This is a genomic window from Mucilaginibacter sp. P2_A4, from assembly GCF_056405015.1.
In genome coordinates, this window is the sequence record NZ_JBFUCX010000012.1 from 1 (window position 1) to 16,199 (window position 16,199).

Genomic DNA, 16,199 nt, shown 5'->3' on the forward strand with positions numbered 1-16,199 from the left:
ATAATACTTTAAAAAACTTCTCGGATCGGTATCATGAGCTGAATAGAAATCTTTGGCAAACCTAAAAATAGTATGTTCACCACGCTTTACCTGTTCATATTCACCGATTAAAAAACGGTACTTGCTCAGGTAATTTCGCTTTAAGGTAAGATCGTTGTTTATGTTCCGCATAACTTTTAGCTTTATTAGTTAAAGCTAATTCTGTTACCGAATTATCTGACCTTTACAATTGCGAGGCACGAAGCAATCTCTTTGCTATACAGAGCTGCTGCCATAGTCGACCTGCCTGTGTTGAGATTGCTTCGTGCCTCGCAATGATGATCTCAAATCTCATTTCTCACATCTCAAATCTATTCACGTACCTTCGCGTTTTGTAATTGCACCGAATGTTAGAGATATTATATCGCGACGAATACCTTATAGGCATCAATAAACCGCATGGCTTGCTGGTACACCGCTCGCCTATTGCTGCTGATGCATCTGAATTTGCCCTGCAGATGCTGCGCGATCAGATTGGCCAAAAAGTTAACCCTGTGCATCGTATTGACAGAAAAACAGGTGGCATATTACTTTTCGCCCTTGAAAAACAGGTAGAAATTGCCATGCAACAGGCTTTTATGGAAAACCAGGTGCATAAAAAATACCTGGCCATAGTTCGTGGTCATACACCCGATACGGAAGATATTGATTATCCCCTGCGCAAGGAAAATGGCACGCTGCAGGAGGCATTTACAACTTATACCACCCTTAACCGTGTTGAATTGGATATTCCTTTTGGCGCTCATTCCACATCAAGGTATTCTTTAGTTGAAGCAGTGCCTACTACCGGGCGCATGCATCAATTGCGCAAACATTTTAGTCATATTTTCCATCCTATTATTGGCGATCGAACTCATGGCTGCAATAAGCAGAACAAATTTTTTAAAGATACCTGGGATATGACCACCATGTTGCTACATGCTTCAACCCTAAACTTTAACCACCCCATAACCGGCCAAAATATTACAATTAATGCTGGCTTACAACCCGAGTTTACAAGGGTAATGAAGCTGATGAACTGGTAGTCATATTATTATATTTATACTACAATAAAAACAAAACTTAAGCGTGTTTGTAGGTTAAGCAAATACTTTAATCATGATAAAGTCGGCAAATTATAGTCTATATACCAGCAATGGCGATCGCTTAATCATTATCAAACCAGCAACCCAAATAATGCCCGGTGGTAATATGCGTTCGACAGGGGTTTTTGGCTTAAACGAAGGCAGTGTTGATTTGGGCGATATTGTTTTTGATGATAAAATGAACGAATGGGAATACAGCTGCATGGGCGACCTAACCCACAAGCAGGCCGAAGAAATTGCAAGCTTCATTAAAAACTACCACGAGCCCGATCCTGAGGACAGAATGATGGATGAGGGTATGGCAGTATAATTCTTAAATTATAAAAACCGTAATTGAGGAGTACGACGCAATCTTCTACAACGGCAGATCGAATTTGTATAGTTGGCTCTGTATAACATGGAGATTGCTTCGCAGCTTACTGCAATGACGGTTTTATACAGCTATCAAACCTTAAAGATAACCTTCACCGCTATATTTACCTTATCTTTGCGCCTACAATGATAAAGCAAGCGCTCGAGAATCTTAAAATAAATGCCCTTAACGAAATGCAGCAGGCTGCCATTACCGCAGCCAAAAAAAGCGATGTGATACTGCTATCGCCAACCGGTTCGGGTAAAACACTTGGTTTTTTATTGCCATTGTTAAGTTTATTAGATACCAGTATACCAACTGTACAGGCCCTCATCATGGTGCCATCGCGCGAGTTGGCTTTACAGATTGAGCAGGTTTTCAGGACCATTGGCAGCGGCTTTAAGGTAAATTGCTGTTATGGCGGTCACCCGGTGAAAATTGAGCGTAATAACCTCTCGCAGCCACCTGCTGTTTTGATTGGTACACCGGGAAGAATAGCGCATCATTTGCGCCGCCATAGTTTCAGCACAGATACTATCCACACCCTGATATTGGATGAGTTTGATAAAGCTTTGGAGTTTGGTTTCCAGGAAGATATGGCTTTTATCATTAAGCAAATGCCCAACATCAAAAAGCGGATGCTTACCTCGGCCACCAAAATGCAGGAAATTCCTTCATTTACGGGCATGGTTAGGCCAGTTGAATTAGATTATCTTACCAATGCCGCTAATGCGCCGGATATCAAACAAAAAGCCGTAATAGCCGAAGCAGCCGATAAGCTGGATGCATTATTTGCCCTGATTTGTAAAATAGGCGATAAAGCCACCCTTGTTTTCTGTAACCATCGCGAAGCTGTAGAACGCATCAGCGATCTTTTATTTGACAGAGGATTACCGCATGATATTTTCCACGGTGGTATGGAGCAGGATGACAGGGAACGCGCCTTACTGAAGTTCAGGAATGGCAGCCACCGTTTATTGATCACCACAGACCTGGCCTCCCGCGGGCTGGATATACCCGAGATTGAGCATGTGGTTCATTACCAGTTGCCGCATAACGAAGAAGCTTACTTGCACCGCAATGGCCGTACAGCAAGAATGCACGCCAAAGGAACATCATACCTGATATTAGCGCCGGATGAAAAGCCATCCTATTTAAAAGATATGCCGGAGGTTGAAGAACTACCTGCAGACCCGATAGTGCCACCACCATCACCATGGGCTACACTATATATTGCCGCCGGTAAAAAGGATAAGGTTAATAAGATTGACATTGTAGGCCTGTTGTTAAAAAAGGGTGGTTTGGATAAAGAAGATGTAGGCCTGATTGAAGTACTTGATTACACATCTTACGCCGCTGTGAAACGTAACCGGATTGAGAAGGCCGTTCAACAGATAAAAGGCGAAAAGATCAAAAACAAAAAAGTTAAAATAGACATTTCCATATAATTAAACACCAATAGTATGAGTAATAATGATATCATGAAAAAGCTGAGGGTAGCCATGAAGTTTACCGATGATGATATTATAAAAGTATTGGAACTGGCCAACTTCCGCATTACCAAGACCGAATTGGGCGCCATTTTTCGTAATGATGACCACCCCAACTTTAAACCCTGCGGCGACCAGATTCTGCGCAATTTTCTTAACGGCCTGATCATCTACAAACGCGGACCAATGCCCGATAAGAGAGTGCCAAAAACTGAAGAGTAATTTCTTACTCCGTTGGCTGTGTCCTCACCATAGGTGTTTGAAAGATATAAAAGGCAGGGGCAATGTGCGATTCCTTCCTCGGGGAAGGGAAGGTAGGGGTTAAATCAGGCGTTCAAGTACCGCTGCATATGGCATGTCAGCGAAACCCCTCCCTGCCATTGCGCACATTCCAGCCGCACCCCTCCCGTTGGGAGGGAATAAAAAAAACTTAACATATCTTCCGAACCCTTATGCTGTCCCCACAGCCAACCATTTCACTATATCGCCTATAATAACACAGGCGATGTGCAAAGAAAAAGGCGATGAGTTTTAAAATTCATCGCCTTTTTATGATAGCAAAATGTATCAATTATCTTAAATCCACTACCTCAATACCAGGATGGCTTTTGGCGTCCCATGCAAACATGCTATCGGCAATAGGTGCATTAGGGGTAAAGCTTTTTACGGTGTAGTTATATTTGTTGCCATTTTTATCAAACAAAAGGGCGCTGTAGATCTGTTTTTTTACCTTGTCAATAAGCAAACGAACTTTAAAGATACTTTGCTTATCGTTTTCAGGAGTAAGGTCTATCACCTGGAAAGCTTTGCCGGCTATTTTTTGCTCGCCGGTGTACAGGTATTTGTAGCCGCGCTCATAAATAGTAAAAATCTGGGACGGATTATTAATGCCTTCTCCGCCTTTGGCAGCGTCGCCTACCTGTACCTCTTTATCTTTTTTCAGATAGGTCCACTGGCTTTTGCCATCGCTGATGATCTCTTTATCCACATCCTTTACTGATGCCGAACTATAAAGAGTAACCTTGTATTTACCCGCTTTAGCTTTTGAAATCAGCGTGCCTGTTTGAGTTTCCTTAACTCCTGCCTGCTGGTTATCAAGCGTAAAAGAAAAATCGGTTTTAATAACATCGTACGATTTATATTTCTGGCTTACCTGGGCTAAAATAGCTTTGGCTTGTGTATCTTTTTGGGCAAATGCGGTAGTGCAGGTACTTAAAGCTATAAGGGTATTTAAAATTATTTTTTTCATCGGTTGTTTTATTCTTCAACAACTATTACTGTTAATAGTTATTGCTTTTGAGCATATAAATTGTAAATGGTTTAATCCTTCGGTTTTTGAAGTGTTTCCAGGTACCTTTCCAGGCTGTATTCATCGGGATATAAAACATCGCGGGCCTTGCTGCCTTCAAATGCGCCAACTATACCTGCGGCTTCTAATTGATCAATAATACGACCTGCACGATTATAGCCTAACTTCATTTTACGTTGAATTAGGGATGTTGACCCCTGCTGATGCAGTACTATCAAACGGGCGGCATCCTCAAACATTGGGTCACGATCATCCGGATCGTACTCTTTGGCACTGCTGGTTTCGCCTTCGCCAACATACTCGGGCAGCAGCAGGGCTGTAGGATAGCCTTTTTGATTACCTATAAAATCAGATATCGCTTCAACTTCGGGCGTATCCACAAAGGCGCATTGCAAACGAATCAGGTCGCTGCCTGTAGAGAACAGCATATCCCCACGACCGATCAGCTGATCGGCACCGCCGGCATCCAATATCGTCCGCGAATCTATTTTCGATAATACCCTGAAAGCAAGCCTTGACGGGAAGTTGGCCTTAATGGTACCCGTAATAATATTTACTGATGGCCTTTGTGTAGCAATAACCAAATGGATCCCCACCGCACGGGCCAGCTGGGCAATACGCGCTATAGGCACCTCCACCTCTTTACCGGCTGTCATCATTAAATCGGCAAACTCATCTATCACCAGTACAATAAACGGTAGATAACGATGTTTTTCGGGATCACTTATTTTGCGGTTAACGTACTTGGCATTGTACTCTTTAAGGTTACGCACCTGCGCATCCTTCAACAGATCATACCGCTGATCCATCTCGATACATAATGAATTAAGGGTGTTTACCACCTTCTTGGTATCGGTAATAATAGCATCGGCCTCATCGGGCAGTTTGGCCAAAAAGTGCCGCTCAATCTTACGGAAAAGCGTAAGCTCCACCTTTTTAGGATCCACCAAAACAAATTTAAGTTCGGAAGGGTGCTTTTTAAACAGCAGCGAAACCAATATGGCATTAATACCAACAGATTTACCCTGCCCGGTAGCACCCGCAACCAAAAGGTGGGGCATTTTGGCCAAATCGGCAATGAATACCTCGTTAGATATGGTTTTACCCAAAGCGATCGGCAGATCCATCGTAGTATTCTGAAATTTTTCTGTAGAAAGTATAGACCGCATCGAAACCATTTCGGGGTTTTGATTTGGCACCTCTATACCTATGGTACCCTTACCCGGCATTGGGGCAATGATACGAATACCCAGCGCGGCCAAACTCAGCGCAATATCATCCTCCAGGTTCTTGATCTTGGAGATGCGTACACCGGGTGCAGGTATAATTTCATATAGCGTAACCGTTGGCCCGATGGTAGCCTTTATCTTATCTATCTCGATATTATAATGGTTCAGCGTTTCAACAATTTTGTTCTTGTTGGCTTCCAGTTCCTCGGCATTTACCGATATTTTGTTCGATCCATGATTCTCTAACAAATCAAGATGTGGAAATTTATAAGTTGCCAGGTCAAGCCTGTGGTCATAAATGCCAAATTTATTTACCAGCTCCTGTGCTTTAACATCGTCGGCTTTTTCAACGGCAAGTTCTGGCAGGGGACGGTTTACATCGATGGTAAGCGGTATTTCCGTCTCTTCTTCCGGTTCAGAACGTGCAGTGTTAGTAGGCGTTAAAACAACCGGCTCGTGATATATTGGCGTTTGTATCAGCGGTTGTTGCTTTAAAGGTTCGGGCTTTACAACATTTACCTCGGGGTTTAATGTATCCACAACCCGGTTACCGCGGGGCCACTCCATCGGGATGGGTATTTCTTCATCAGCCAAATCAACAGGTTCCGGAACCACTTCGTCTATCTCCACGGCGTTAACCCGTTCTTTTTTGGATGGTAGTTTAAAATCGATATTATAAGCGATCACCAATACCGCAAGGGCCAAAAATACAAGCAAACCAGCCGTGCCCGCCGGACCAATCTGTGCATCAAGCAAACGGTTGCTCCAGTAGCCAAAGCCGCCTTCTAAAAAGTGTGGATAATCAATAATAAAGGCATGAAAATAGCCTATAGTTGTTGAGGTAAAAACAATTCCAAATATAGAGTAAGCCAGCGTTTTGGATAATGAAAACAGCCTTACTTTAAACAGCAACCGGTATCCCAACACAAAAAATATAAAAATAAACAGGAATGATGCTACCCCAAACCACTCATAAATAAACTGGTTGCTTAACAACGCTCCAAATTTACCCAGCCAGTTTTGAGCAACCTGCGGTGTGCCGGCATCGGCAATTTCCTGCACGGTTTTACCGGTGGCAAGGTTATGCCAGCCGCCATTAGTGGTTGAAATATAACTTTGATCTTCCTGCCAGGTAAATAGGTATGATGTGAAGGCGATAAGGAAGTAAACAGACAGTAAAAGCGAAAACAAACCCGCTATTTTTACCGTACGCCCGTTCACCATATCCAATTGGGGTAACTTAGGAAGCGCCTTTTTAATTACACTTTCTTTTTCGGCCTTGCCATTGGTTTGACGGGGCTGATTTTCGTCCTTAAAACTATTTGATTTAAACTGATTTCCTTTTACCGGCATCCTGATGTAACATCCTTTAACTGCAAACTTACATAAAATTTCACCTATGTAAACTTTACAAAAACAACATAAAATTTTTTCCTATCCTCACCAATCATCAAAAATTTTGCTAACTGTTGAAATATAAAGTTAGCAGATTATGTAAATATTTAGGCGTATTTTTATTTTTTTAGTATAATTGAATATCAGGGCTGGCCCAACCAACAAAAAAATTTCACCACCCTTATTTAACTGTAAATAATGAGTATAGAAACCCTGGAAGAATATATCACAGCTGCCAATTTACCCCAATTGGATGCCTTGCTTACACAAAACCCCAAGCTGGCAACAACCCTTACCAGCCACCAGGTTTCACCATTGATGTTGTCATGCTATTACAAAAAGCCTGCAGTTACCGAACTGTTGCTGAAGCATGTTGGCGAGATAAATATATTTGAGGCCGCAGCCGCAGGCAAGCTTGATGTGATGGCTAATCTTATTTACGCCAACCCCAGCTCGATTAATGATTATGCCCAGGATGGGTTCACCCCGCTTGGCCTGGCCTGCTATTTTGGGAATTATGATGTTGCCCGTTACCTGGTGCTGAAAGGTGCCGATGTAAACCTCCCATCAAACAATGGCTTTCATGTTTACCCGCTTCATTCGGCTTGCGCCGGCAATTATACTCAGATTGCCGGTATGCTTATTGAAAACGGATCGCTTATTAATATAAAGCAACAAGCTGGTGCTACCCCACTGCACGCTGCCGCACAAAACGGAAATTTAGAACTGTTGATACTGCTATTGGAAAAAGGCGCTGAAATTAACACCCGTATGGAGGGAGGTAAACTCCCTGCCGATTTGGCCCGCGAAAAAGGCTTTGACGATATCGCGGAGATTTTAAGCTGATGATTTGGGGGCTTGTAGAGACGCATATTTGCGTCTTCGCGATGCAGATCCAGCCTGGTATACCCGCTCTGAATAATTGGAGACTCAACTATGCAGAGTTACAATTTCCTTACGTGATCCTTAGAAACTGCATTTAAAAAAATGCAGCATACTCCTCTGGCATTTTATCAATGCTTTTGATCTGGATATCTTTAAAATATACTTCGCCAGCTTCGCTTTGCAGTTGGAGTTTGCCTTTGGTTAGGGGTTTACTTTCTTTACCATCCTGGTAACTTAGGTTCGACAGGGCATTAACCACATGCCCATTTACGATATAAACACTCTTATCTCCGTAGCAAATTAATTCCATAGTGTTCCATTCGCCTTTTGGGTTTTCAAAATTTTCGTGGCGTTGGCAAAAACCCTGGTTGGGTGCCCCTACACCCATAAATACTCTATCGGCATCTTTATTAAACACATAATTGGGTACGCCTGCTGGTTTATTTGCCCGAACGGTTGCATGAGCAGTACCCACGTTCCAATAATCGCCTATGCCGCCCTCCATCACCTGGAACTCCTCTGATAACATCCACGAATGAAAATAATCAGCGCCGCATTCGCCTTGCGAGTGGTATAGCAGGCCAGAATCCATAGGTTCATTTAAGCGGGGATCCCATTTCTTGGTCCCGAATTTGGTTTTCAGCTTAAGGTGATAGTTTTGAAATTCCTGTTTGGTATAAATACAACCATAAATTTCGCCGCTGATGTGTAATACCGGCTCATTGTTTTGCATTTGTACCGAGAATACATTTGCCTCATTTTTATCGTAACCAATGGGCGGCAGGGTTTTACCACTCGCATCCTTAGGCGCCTCGCCTTTATAAGGAAACTTAAGCCGGTAACTTTGGTAAATTGTCCACTTACTCATTTTTTTATCCATAAGGCTGATCCAGCCCTTATCGGGATTGAATGATGTGAGCGCCAATATAAACAAGCAGCTTAAAACAATGGTTGAGCTTTTTTTCATAGTGGTGAGATGCTATAACACTGAGGTTTAGTTAATACGCAATCGATTGTTATTTCAATATAAAAGTACATAAACAGCTTTAATAAAAAGCCGCTTATGGTAAAAAATAATTATCAATTGATTAAAAACTACCAGCTCGTAATTATTGCTTTTTAGCCCATTCCTGCTGGTCTTCTGGCGAAAGAAAGGTCCAGGCCATGATCCTGCTTGCTTTTTGCCCTTGCGACATGTTGATGGTTTGCACTTCGGTTGCACCAGCCTTTTGCAAAGCATTATACAAAATGCGCAAATTTTCTTTTTTTGATACCAGTGTAGTGAACCATAAGCATTGCTTAGCAAAACGGGCACTTTGCGTAGCCATTTGTTTTAAAAATGCAGCTTCGCCACCGGGATACCATAATTCGGTATTTTGGCCGCCAAAGTTTAGCACGGGTTCGTTATCTGTTTTTAAGCCCAGGTTATTCCATTTGCGGCGTGAGCCCTCGGCAGCCTCTTTAATGGAGGCATGAAATGGAGGGTTGCAAATGGTAAGATCAAACTTCTCGCCGGGTTTTATGGCAAATACAAAAATATCAGCCTTGTGTTTTTGCAACCGCAGTTCAATGGCATTCTTCAGCTCATCGTTTTTAGTGATAATTTCCTGGGCTGCCTGTAAAGCTTCTTCATCTATATCTATCCCAACAAAGCTCCAGCCATATTCCTGGTGGCCAATGATAGGGTATACACAATTTGCCCCTACCCCAATATCCAACACCCTAACTTTTTTGCCCTTACGAATAACACCGCCATTGGCTGTAGCCAAAAGATCGGCCACATAATGAATATAATCGGCCCGGCCTGGGATAGGTGGGCATAGATAGCTTTCAGGGATATCCCAAAAGCCGATACCATAATGATGCTTTAATAAAGCCTTATTAAGCAACTTAACCGCCTCCGGATTGGCAAAGTTGATAGTTTGACTATCATATTTATTTACCGTTACAAAAGGGCGTAGCTTGGGAATGGCCCTCATCAGCGCCTTAAAATCATAGCCCTCGCGATGGCGGTTACGCGGGTGCATAAATTCTTTAATTTCGGGTTGATTTGGGGCTGATTCTGGCAAGTTGTTATTTGTTAATTTATAAATTTAAAAAAGGTAGTTTCTTAATTAGCTTTAAGCTTTCCGCCTTCAGCTTTTAGCTATCTACCCTACAATACTGCCCAAATTGGCAGGCGAATAATTAATTGATTTAAGTGTTTTGCTATCCGCGGTACGATATACCAGGTATAATCCGTCAATCTCTTTATAGTGCGATTCGGTACCCGCTGTATTACGGTAATGCTCAATAGTTTGGTTAGCTTCTTCTATAGTTTTGCAGGCCTTGCTCATGTTGGAGCGATGAACCTCATCAAACAATTCCTTAAACTTTTCGCCAAGACCAAACTCCAGTACCGCACCTGATAAAACATATTGCAGATCGCATAGCGCATCGGCTATTTCAACCAGGTTATTATCATTAACCGCTTCCTGTAATTCCTTAAGCTCTTCGGCCAAAAGTTCTATACGTAACTGGCACCGCTCCTTTGACGGAATCTGTGGCGCAGCTATAATAGGGTGTTTAAAAGTGCTGTGAAATTCGGCAACCTGGTTTAAAGAGTTTAAATCTTGAATCATAATTTTCAGGAAGTATTTAAGGGCGCTAAGTTATGAATAACCACAGCGCTTTCAAAAAAACGCAAATTTAAAACAGATTCACAAAAATTTGGTTATGCTATATGATTAACAATCAGTTAACATATAGTAACTTTGTTAACATAAACATAATATTAAAGTAGCTTTATATTAACCTATCTTTGTGCCGAAAATAAGTTCAAAATCAACCTGAATTTTCTCAACCCTTTTCCATGAAAAATAAAAAAACAAAATCCTCCGCGAAGGAGGCCCGCAAAGCTCTTAAAAAACAATTGAACGATAAATTTACCGATCAGTTAAAAGCTATTGTAAGCGAAATTGGACCAGATCTGAAAAATGTAACTAAGGCTATTGAAAAAGCTGCCAGGAACTTAGCTAAAACACTTGCTGCCAAAATAAGCGACAAAAAAGAAGCTCCTGCCGAAGCCGATAAAAAAACCAAAGTGATTTCGGCTGAAGCCAAAGCTCCTGTTTTGCCTGTTGCCAAACCAGCAGAAGCTAAAAAAACTGTAGCAAAAAGTAACACCAAAACTGCTGCCCCTAAGCCAGTTGTTACCAAAGAAGAAACTGTAAAATAATACCTCTTTTAGGGCATTACCATTTTATTTTTGCTAAAGGGTTTCATATCCAATAGTTAAAAATCAAATGGTTTTCCCAAAGCGATTGCGCTTAAAGCAGTTACATCATTGATTTTTAACGATATAACGCCACAGCTCAACTAACGTGTATTAGTTATAATGCAGGCAAAGCATTAAAAGTACAATTCTTTACATCAGTAATTTTGTTGTTTCCCATGTTTACTGCAGTAAACATGGTTCGGGGCTGTTTTTATCCTTTTTGTTTTTCGCCCAAAGAGAACCAATTGCCAGAGTCGTCCTTAAATAAGGCTTCAAAACCATAAAACTCTTTTGTTGGTTCTTTTTTAAATTCAACGCCTTTGGCTTTCAACTCTTCATAAGTTGCCATCAGGTCGTTACACTCAAATACGCCAAAGCCAAAAGTACCCTGGCTTACCAATGCACGCATTTGTTGGGCCGCCTCATCTTTAAACATCATGCCTTCGGCAATAGCCATAAGGGATATTTCCAGTTCGGGTTGTTCGGGTGGGCATACCGTGAGCCAGCGCATTCCCGGCCCGATGGATGCATCGGTATGCACTTTAAAACCAAGCTTGTTAACGTAAAACTCAAAAGCACTGTCCTGGTCAAGAACAAATATGCTAACGTGGTTCATTTTTGTGATCATCTGTAATTATTGTTTAAACCAAAGATGTACAATAAAGGAGGAGCGTACTTATTGAAAATTGCTGTTTTTTATCCAGCCATTTTCCTGCGCAAAACAATTAGGAATGAATTTTAGTGGTGATTGCAGCATATCGGCCGATCTTTTAAGCGCCTGTTGCTGGTATGCATAAGGCGACTGCCGCAGAACTTTTTTAAACAAAGCCGAAAAAGAGCTGGCACTATCAAACCCTACAGCATAACATACCTGTGTTACAGGTGTACCTGTTTGCAGCAGCAAGCGGGCTTGCTCAATTCTTACAGCTATCAGATACTGGTGCGGCGTTTTACCGTAAGTAGATTTAAACAGGCGAATGAAATGGAACTTTGAGAAAAAGGCTTCGTCAGCAATATCATCCAAGTTGATAGGCTGGTGATAATGATCATCAATAAACAATTTGGCATGCACAATACGCCTGTACAAGTAAATTTTGGGAATGGATGCGGTACCTGCCATACTATTTTTAAAAACCAAAGTAAAGATGAGGCAATTAGTTAAAATACTCAACCTGCTAACCGTAATAATTTTTTTAAAACATTTTCTTCTCTAATGATATTTTAATAACTGCTAACCGTTTAGTATCCTTGTATACATCTTTCTAAAGCTTAAATGGCGTTAAAACATAGTTCTGCTTTTCCCCCGGAAATGTTAAGGGTTTTTGAGACGTTACCTCAACCCTACCTGGTACTTTCACCGGCTTTTTATATACTTACGGCCAGTAATGCCTATTTACAGCTAACAGGTAGAACGAGATTAGCGCTCGAAGAACAATATCTTTTTGATGTTTTCCCTCAAATTCCTGATCCGTCATCACATGAGGGAGGTATCTCCTTTTCGTTAAATAAAGTATTAGAAACCCGCCAGCCGCATCAATTGCCGGTAATGCGGTTTGATATACCCAATGCCAGTAATACTTTACAATTTGAAGAACACTACTGGAATACCTCCCACACACCGATTTTGGATAACGAGGGCGAAATAAGTTACATTATTCACCATACCCAGGATGTTACCCAGCAGGTGATTGCCGAACGGAGTTTAAAAGAAAGTCTGGAAAAAGAAATAGTAGCTGCTGCAAAGGCCCAAAATCTGAGCAAACAAATGGAAAAACTTTTTGCGGAGATCCCTGCGCAGATAGCCATAGTTACCGGGCCCGATATGGTCTATGATTTCATAAATCCACGGTATAAGAGTGAGCTTTTTCCCAACCGCGAGGTATTAGGCAAACCCTTACTATACGCCTTGCCCGAAGTAGCCGGCCAACCCATCTGGGATGAGCTGCAGCGTGTTTACAAAACCGGAGAAACCTTTGCCGGCAATGAAATTTGCATACCCCTGGCCAGCGAAATTGGCAAACCTTTAAAAGACCATTATTTTAACTTTGTTTACCAGGCCATAAAAAACGAGAAAGGCGAAATAGTATCTGTTTTAAGTTTTAAATATGAAGTAACCGAACTTGTTTTAGCCAAAAAAAATCTCGAACAAAACAAGCAGGAGCTATTGACTTTAAATTATGAATTGGCAAATGCCAATGAAGAGATACAGGCCACCAATGAGGAAATAAGAGCATCTAATGAAGAACTGAACGCCACCAACGAGGAGTTGTTTTTAGCCCAGCAAAATATGCTTAAGCTAAATGATGAATTGGAGGAAAGGGTTAAAGTACGGAGCATTGAACTTTTTAATGCCCAGGCCGATGCAGCCGGCGAACGCGACAGGCTGAAAAGATTTTTTATGCAATTACCTACAGGTATTTGTTTGCTTGATGGGCCCGAGATGATATTTGAATTGGTGAACCCACCATACCAGCAACTCTTTCCTGGCAGGGATCTGTTGAATAAACCCATTTTAGAAGCATTGCCAGAGCTGGCAGGCACCCCTATTATAGATATATTAAAAAGTGTTTATTATACCGGTAATACTTTTGAAGGTAAAGAATTTTTAGTACCGTTGGCGCGCACTGCCAACGGCCCTATCGAAGACCGTTACTTTACATTTATTTACCAGGCAAGGTATGACGGCGATGGCATTGTGGATGGAATTTTGGTTTTTGCTTTTGAGATAACAGAAACCGTACTTACCCGGCAAAAAGAAAAAGAAAACGAGCAGCGTTTTAGATTTTTACTGAATGCAATGCCGCAACAGGTTTGGACAGCACGCCCCGACGGCGTTCTTGATTATGTAAATGAGGTGGTTTGCGATGATTTTGGCCAAAGCATGGATCATGTATTGGGACGTAGCCTGCAGGAATTTATACATCCTGATGACAGGCACAGGAGTGCGCTAAAATGGAAAGCCGCTTTGCAAAACGCCAATGAATTTACGGTTGAGTTTCGCCTCAAATTTCATGACGGGCAGTATGTATGGCATTTGGCCAGGGCTGTGCCACTGGTAGAGAACGGACAGATACGATTATGGCTGGGTACAAATACCAATATTGAGGCACAAAAAGATAACGAACAAAAGAAGGATGAATTCCTGTCAATAGCCAGTCATGAGTTAAAAACACCACTTACCAGTATTAAGGCCTTTAATCAGTTGATGCTGCGTACAAATGAAATACAAAAGCTAAACGGATTTGTACAAAAATCGGCAGCGCACATACTTAGGTTAGAGAAACTGATCAGCAATCTATTGGATGTTACCCGTATCAACGCCGGTAAAATAGATTATAATATGGAAGCCTTCAGTTTTGTGGAGATGCTTAAAGATAGTATAGAAAGTGTGCAACAGGCAACGGCATCGCACCAGATCATTCTCGAAAAAGCTGATGATGCCATCTACACCGGCGATCGTTTCCGGCTGGAGCAGGTAGTAAATAACTTTCTTAGCAACGCTATAAAATACTCGCCAGAGGCGGATAGGGTAATTGTGAATTGCACCCTGCATCCTGATAACAGCCTCATAGTATCTGTTCAGGATTTTGGTATCGGCATCGAAGAAAAAGACCTGATGCGTCTGTTTGATCGTTATTACCGGGTGGATAATACTGCCATGCGCTTTGAAGGTTTGGGCCTGGGGCTTTTTATATCGGCCGAAATCCTGAAAAGACACAACGGCAGTTTCTGGATTGAAAGCGTGCCTGGTGAGGGTTCAACTTTCTTTTTTAGGCTGATGCTTGACCATGCGACAAGGATCGAACCTGTAAAAGACGGCTATAGATACTACCAGGATGACACAATCACCTTGACTTATAACCAGGAACATAGCCGTATAGATGCCGATTGGACAGGTTTCCAAAACCTGGAATCAATACAAAAGGGATGCCTGCGCATACTGGATATGCTGGAAGAAAACAATGCTCATAAAGTGCTCAATAACAATATTCATGTACTTGGCAATTGGTCAGAAGCGGCAGACTGGAGCAATACAGAATGGTTCCCGGCTATGGAAAAAGCAGGATTGCAATATTTTGCCTGGATCTACTCACCAAGCGTTTTTAGCCAGCTATCTGCAAAAAAAAGTGTAGATACCCTGACAGGTAAAGTTGTTTTCCAGTTTTTTAACGATGCGGACCTGGCAATAGAATGGATAGATAGCAAGTAGGCCCTGTACTATAAAATAGCAAGCCCCTAAAACTTAATTTACGGGCCTGAGTATAATTCTTTATTAGGACAATGCAGTGCCAAATCATTTACCCCATCATCATATAACCGTTAAGTTCATTCTGCAGTTGTTTTGCAGTCGCAATTAATGATTTATCGGTAATGTAGTCATCAATGTCAATATCCTTGCCCATGAGGCTTTCTTTAAAAACATCCTGAAACCTGAAATATTTCAACGAAAAATTCCAGTTATTTTGAAGGTGTGCAAAAACGCTGGCATCTTCTTTATTTAACATCGAATAATTAACTACTACAAAAGCATCGCGGTTTAATTTTTTTATACACTTTAATATATCCTGGTTATAGGATATCCAAATTTTCAAAAATTCCTGACTGTAACTATGGTAAAAAGCGTCCAGTCGCCGGCTCCGCCTAAACCAGGTCCATACCAACCGCGACAGGTATTTACGGGCCATGTATTTATTATCGATGTATTTAAACTCCCGCCTCAATAATGAACTGGTTACAGACTGATAGTTGCGCAGGATTATAAGATAGCAGGCTTCGGGAATCAACTCCTTATAAACATCCAGGAAAAGACATGTTCGGGGATCTTTCCATCCCCATTGATCATATAACTGCCGCTTGGTTTTAATAATACTTTTAACTTTTTCGCGCTCGTAGATAGAAAAGGTGTCTACATGTTGGTCTGTTAATCCCGATGTAGGGAGTTGATGGTTGGCGAGGATCTCTTCGTGCATTTTTAAAAACTCTAAATCTTCAAAGTCACCTTCAACATTTCCGTGATTCGGCAAGGCCAGTCGTTCGCCCAATTGCATACCGCATTTAGTAAGCCAATGGGTAATAAGCGAGGTGCCCGAGCGGTGCATGCCTGCAATAATGAGCGTTCTTTTTTGCATAACTATAATAGGCAATACGATAAACGATAA

Annotated in this window: 15 protein-coding genes; 7 read left to right on the forward strand and 8 right to left on the reverse strand. The window is 41.7% G+C overall.

Annotated features, from left to right (window positions below):
* The first annotated feature begins 386 nt into the window (after positions 1-386).
* From AC1DYB_RS20870 to AC1DYB_RS20885, 4 genes are all read left to right on the forward strand, one after another.
* Complete coding sequence (locus AC1DYB_RS20870; protein WP_295720839.1) at positions 387-1,064, forward strand: pseudouridine synthase; 678 nt, start codon at positions 387-389, stop codon at positions 1,062-1,064.
* Between the two features lie 73 nt (positions 1,065-1,137).
* Entirely contained in the window at positions 1,138-1,434 is a 297-nt protein-coding gene (locus tag AC1DYB_RS20875; protein WP_295720840.1) for a hypothetical protein, read from the forward strand.
* Between the two features lie 188 nt (positions 1,435-1,622).
* Positions 1,623-2,924, forward strand: a complete 1,302-nt coding sequence (locus AC1DYB_RS20880; RefSeq protein ID WP_295720841.1) for a DEAD/DEAH box helicase — start codon at positions 1,623-1,625, stop codon at positions 2,922-2,924.
* 15 nt (positions 2,925-2,939) lie between these two features.
* Positions 2,940-3,188 (forward strand): DUF1456 family protein, encoded by a 249-nt coding sequence (locus AC1DYB_RS20885; RefSeq protein WP_295720842.1) that lies wholly within the window; start codon positions 2,940-2,942, stop codon positions 3,186-3,188.
* A 349-nt stretch (positions 3,189-3,537) separates the two neighbouring features.
* On the opposite strand, the gene lolA1 is transcribed toward AC1DYB_RS20885, so the two are convergent.
* Positions 3,538-4,215 carry an outer membrane lipoprotein periplasmic chaperone LolA1 gene (gene lolA1 / locus AC1DYB_RS20890; protein WP_477437693.1) on the reverse strand — a complete coding sequence of 226 codons (678 nt, stop codon included), beginning with the start codon at positions 4,213-4,215 and terminating at the stop codon, positions 3,538-3,540.
* Between the two features lie 71 nt (positions 4,216-4,286).
* The gene (locus tag AC1DYB_RS20895) at positions 4,287-6,857 is read right to left on the reverse strand and encodes an FtsK/SpoIIIE family DNA translocase (protein WP_477437695.1); all 2,571 of its coding nucleotides are present in this window, start codon (positions 6,855-6,857) and stop codon (positions 4,287-4,289) included.
* 240 nt (positions 6,858-7,097) lie between these two features.
* Here AC1DYB_RS20895 and AC1DYB_RS20900 point away from each other — a divergent pair, with 240 nt between their 5' ends.
* Positions 7,098-7,745, forward strand: a complete 648-nt coding sequence (locus AC1DYB_RS20900) for an ankyrin repeat domain-containing protein (RefSeq protein WP_477437697.1) — start codon at positions 7,098-7,100, stop codon at positions 7,743-7,745.
* A 133-nt stretch (positions 7,746-7,878) separates the two neighbouring features.
* On the opposite strand, the gene AC1DYB_RS20905 is transcribed toward AC1DYB_RS20900, so the two are convergent.
* The 3 genes from AC1DYB_RS20905 to AC1DYB_RS20915 form a co-directional block, all read right to left on the reverse strand.
* On the reverse strand, positions 7,879-8,751 hold the full coding sequence (locus AC1DYB_RS20905) for a 3-keto-disaccharide hydrolase (RefSeq protein WP_477437700.1): 873 nt from the start codon (positions 8,749-8,751) through the stop codon (positions 7,879-7,881).
* 142 nt (positions 8,752-8,893) lie between these two features.
* Positions 8,894-9,853, reverse strand: coding sequence for a 23S rRNA (adenine(1618)-N(6))-methyltransferase RlmF (rlmF, locus tag AC1DYB_RS20910; RefSeq protein WP_477437702.1), 960 nt, complete (start codon positions 9,851-9,853; stop codon positions 8,894-8,896).
* Between the two features lie 81 nt (positions 9,854-9,934).
* Positions 9,935-10,405 carry a pyrophosphohydrolase domain-containing protein gene (locus AC1DYB_RS20915; RefSeq protein ID WP_295720848.1) on the reverse strand — a complete coding sequence of 157 codons (471 nt, stop codon included), beginning with the start codon at positions 10,403-10,405 and terminating at the stop codon, positions 9,935-9,937.
* A 230-nt stretch (positions 10,406-10,635) separates the two neighbouring features.
* On the opposite strand from AC1DYB_RS20915, the gene AC1DYB_RS20920 reads away from it, so the two are divergent.
* Positions 10,636-11,001 (forward strand): hypothetical protein, encoded by a 366-nt coding sequence (locus AC1DYB_RS20920; protein WP_295720849.1) that lies wholly within the window; start codon positions 10,636-10,638, stop codon positions 10,999-11,001.
* Positions 11,002-11,251: 250 nt separating this feature from the next.
* Here the strand turns inward: AC1DYB_RS20920 and AC1DYB_RS20925 are convergent, their stop codons facing one another.
* Both AC1DYB_RS20925 and AC1DYB_RS20930 read right to left on the reverse strand, forming a co-directional pair.
* Entirely contained in the window at positions 11,252-11,668 is a 417-nt protein-coding gene (locus tag AC1DYB_RS20925) for a VOC family protein (RefSeq protein ID WP_477437704.1), read from the reverse strand.
* A gap of 48 nt (positions 11,669-11,716) precedes the next feature.
* The gene (locus AC1DYB_RS20930; protein ID WP_295720851.1) at positions 11,717-12,160 is read right to left on the reverse strand and encodes a helix-turn-helix domain-containing protein; all 444 of its coding nucleotides are present in this window, start codon (positions 12,158-12,160) and stop codon (positions 11,717-11,719) included.
* 153 nt (positions 12,161-12,313) lie between these two features.
* On the opposite strand from AC1DYB_RS20930, the gene AC1DYB_RS20935 reads away from it, so the two are divergent.
* A complete protein-coding gene (locus AC1DYB_RS20935; protein ID WP_477437707.1) occupies positions 12,314-15,250 on the forward strand; it encodes a PAS domain-containing protein in 2,937 nt (978 codons plus the stop codon).
* Positions 15,251-15,338: 88 nt separating this feature from the next.
* Here AC1DYB_RS20935 and AC1DYB_RS20940 read toward each other — a convergent pair whose 3' ends face one another.
* Positions 15,339-16,169, reverse strand: coding sequence for a sulfotransferase (locus AC1DYB_RS20940; protein WP_477437709.1), 831 nt, complete (start codon positions 16,167-16,169; stop codon positions 15,339-15,341).
* Positions 16,170-16,199: the final 30 nt, after the last annotated feature.

Coding starts and splice junctions, on each gene's coding strand:
- AC1DYB_RS20900 (WP_477437697.1), top strand. CDS start 7,098: ATGAGTATAGAAACCCTGGAAGAATATATCACAGCTGCCAATTTACCC.
- AC1DYB_RS20925 (WP_477437704.1), bottom strand. CDS start 11,668: ATGATCACAAAAATGAACCACGTTAGCATATTTGTTCTTGACCAGGAC.
- AC1DYB_RS20935 (WP_477437707.1), top strand. CDS start 12,314: ATGGCGTTAAAACATAGTTCTGCTTTTCCCCCGGAAATGTTAAGGGTT.
- AC1DYB_RS20920 (WP_295720849.1), top strand. CDS start 10,636: ATGAAAAATAAAAAAACAAAATCCTCCGCGAAGGAGGCCCGCAAAGCT.
- AC1DYB_RS20940 (WP_477437709.1), bottom strand. CDS start 16,169: ATGCAAAAAAGAACGCTCATTATTGCAGGCATGCACCGCTCGGGCACC.
- AC1DYB_RS20930 (WP_295720851.1), bottom strand. CDS start 12,160: ATGGCAGGTACCGCATCCATTCCCAAAATTTACTTGTACAGGCGTATT.
- AC1DYB_RS20875 (WP_295720840.1), top strand. CDS start 1,138: ATGATAAAGTCGGCAAATTATAGTCTATATACCAGCAATGGCGATCGC.
- AC1DYB_RS20870 (WP_295720839.1), top strand. CDS start 387: ATGTTAGAGATATTATATCGCGACGAATACCTTATAGGCATCAATAAA.
- AC1DYB_RS20915 (WP_295720848.1), bottom strand. CDS start 10,405: ATGATTCAAGATTTAAACTCTTTAAACCAGGTTGCCGAATTTCACAGC.
- lolA1 (WP_477437693.1), bottom strand. CDS start 4,215: ATGAAAAAAATAATTTTAAATACCCTTATAGCTTTAAGTACCTGCACT.
- AC1DYB_RS20895 (WP_477437695.1), bottom strand. CDS start 6,857: ATGCCGGTAAAAGGAAATCAGTTTAAATCAAATAGTTTTAAGGACGAA.
- AC1DYB_RS20905 (WP_477437700.1), bottom strand. CDS start 8,751: ATGAAAAAAAGCTCAACCATTGTTTTAAGCTGCTTGTTTATATTGGCG.
- AC1DYB_RS20880 (WP_295720841.1), top strand. CDS start 1,623: ATGATAAAGCAAGCGCTCGAGAATCTTAAAATAAATGCCCTTAACGAA.
- AC1DYB_RS20885 (WP_295720842.1), top strand. CDS start 2,940: ATGAGTAATAATGATATCATGAAAAAGCTGAGGGTAGCCATGAAGTTT.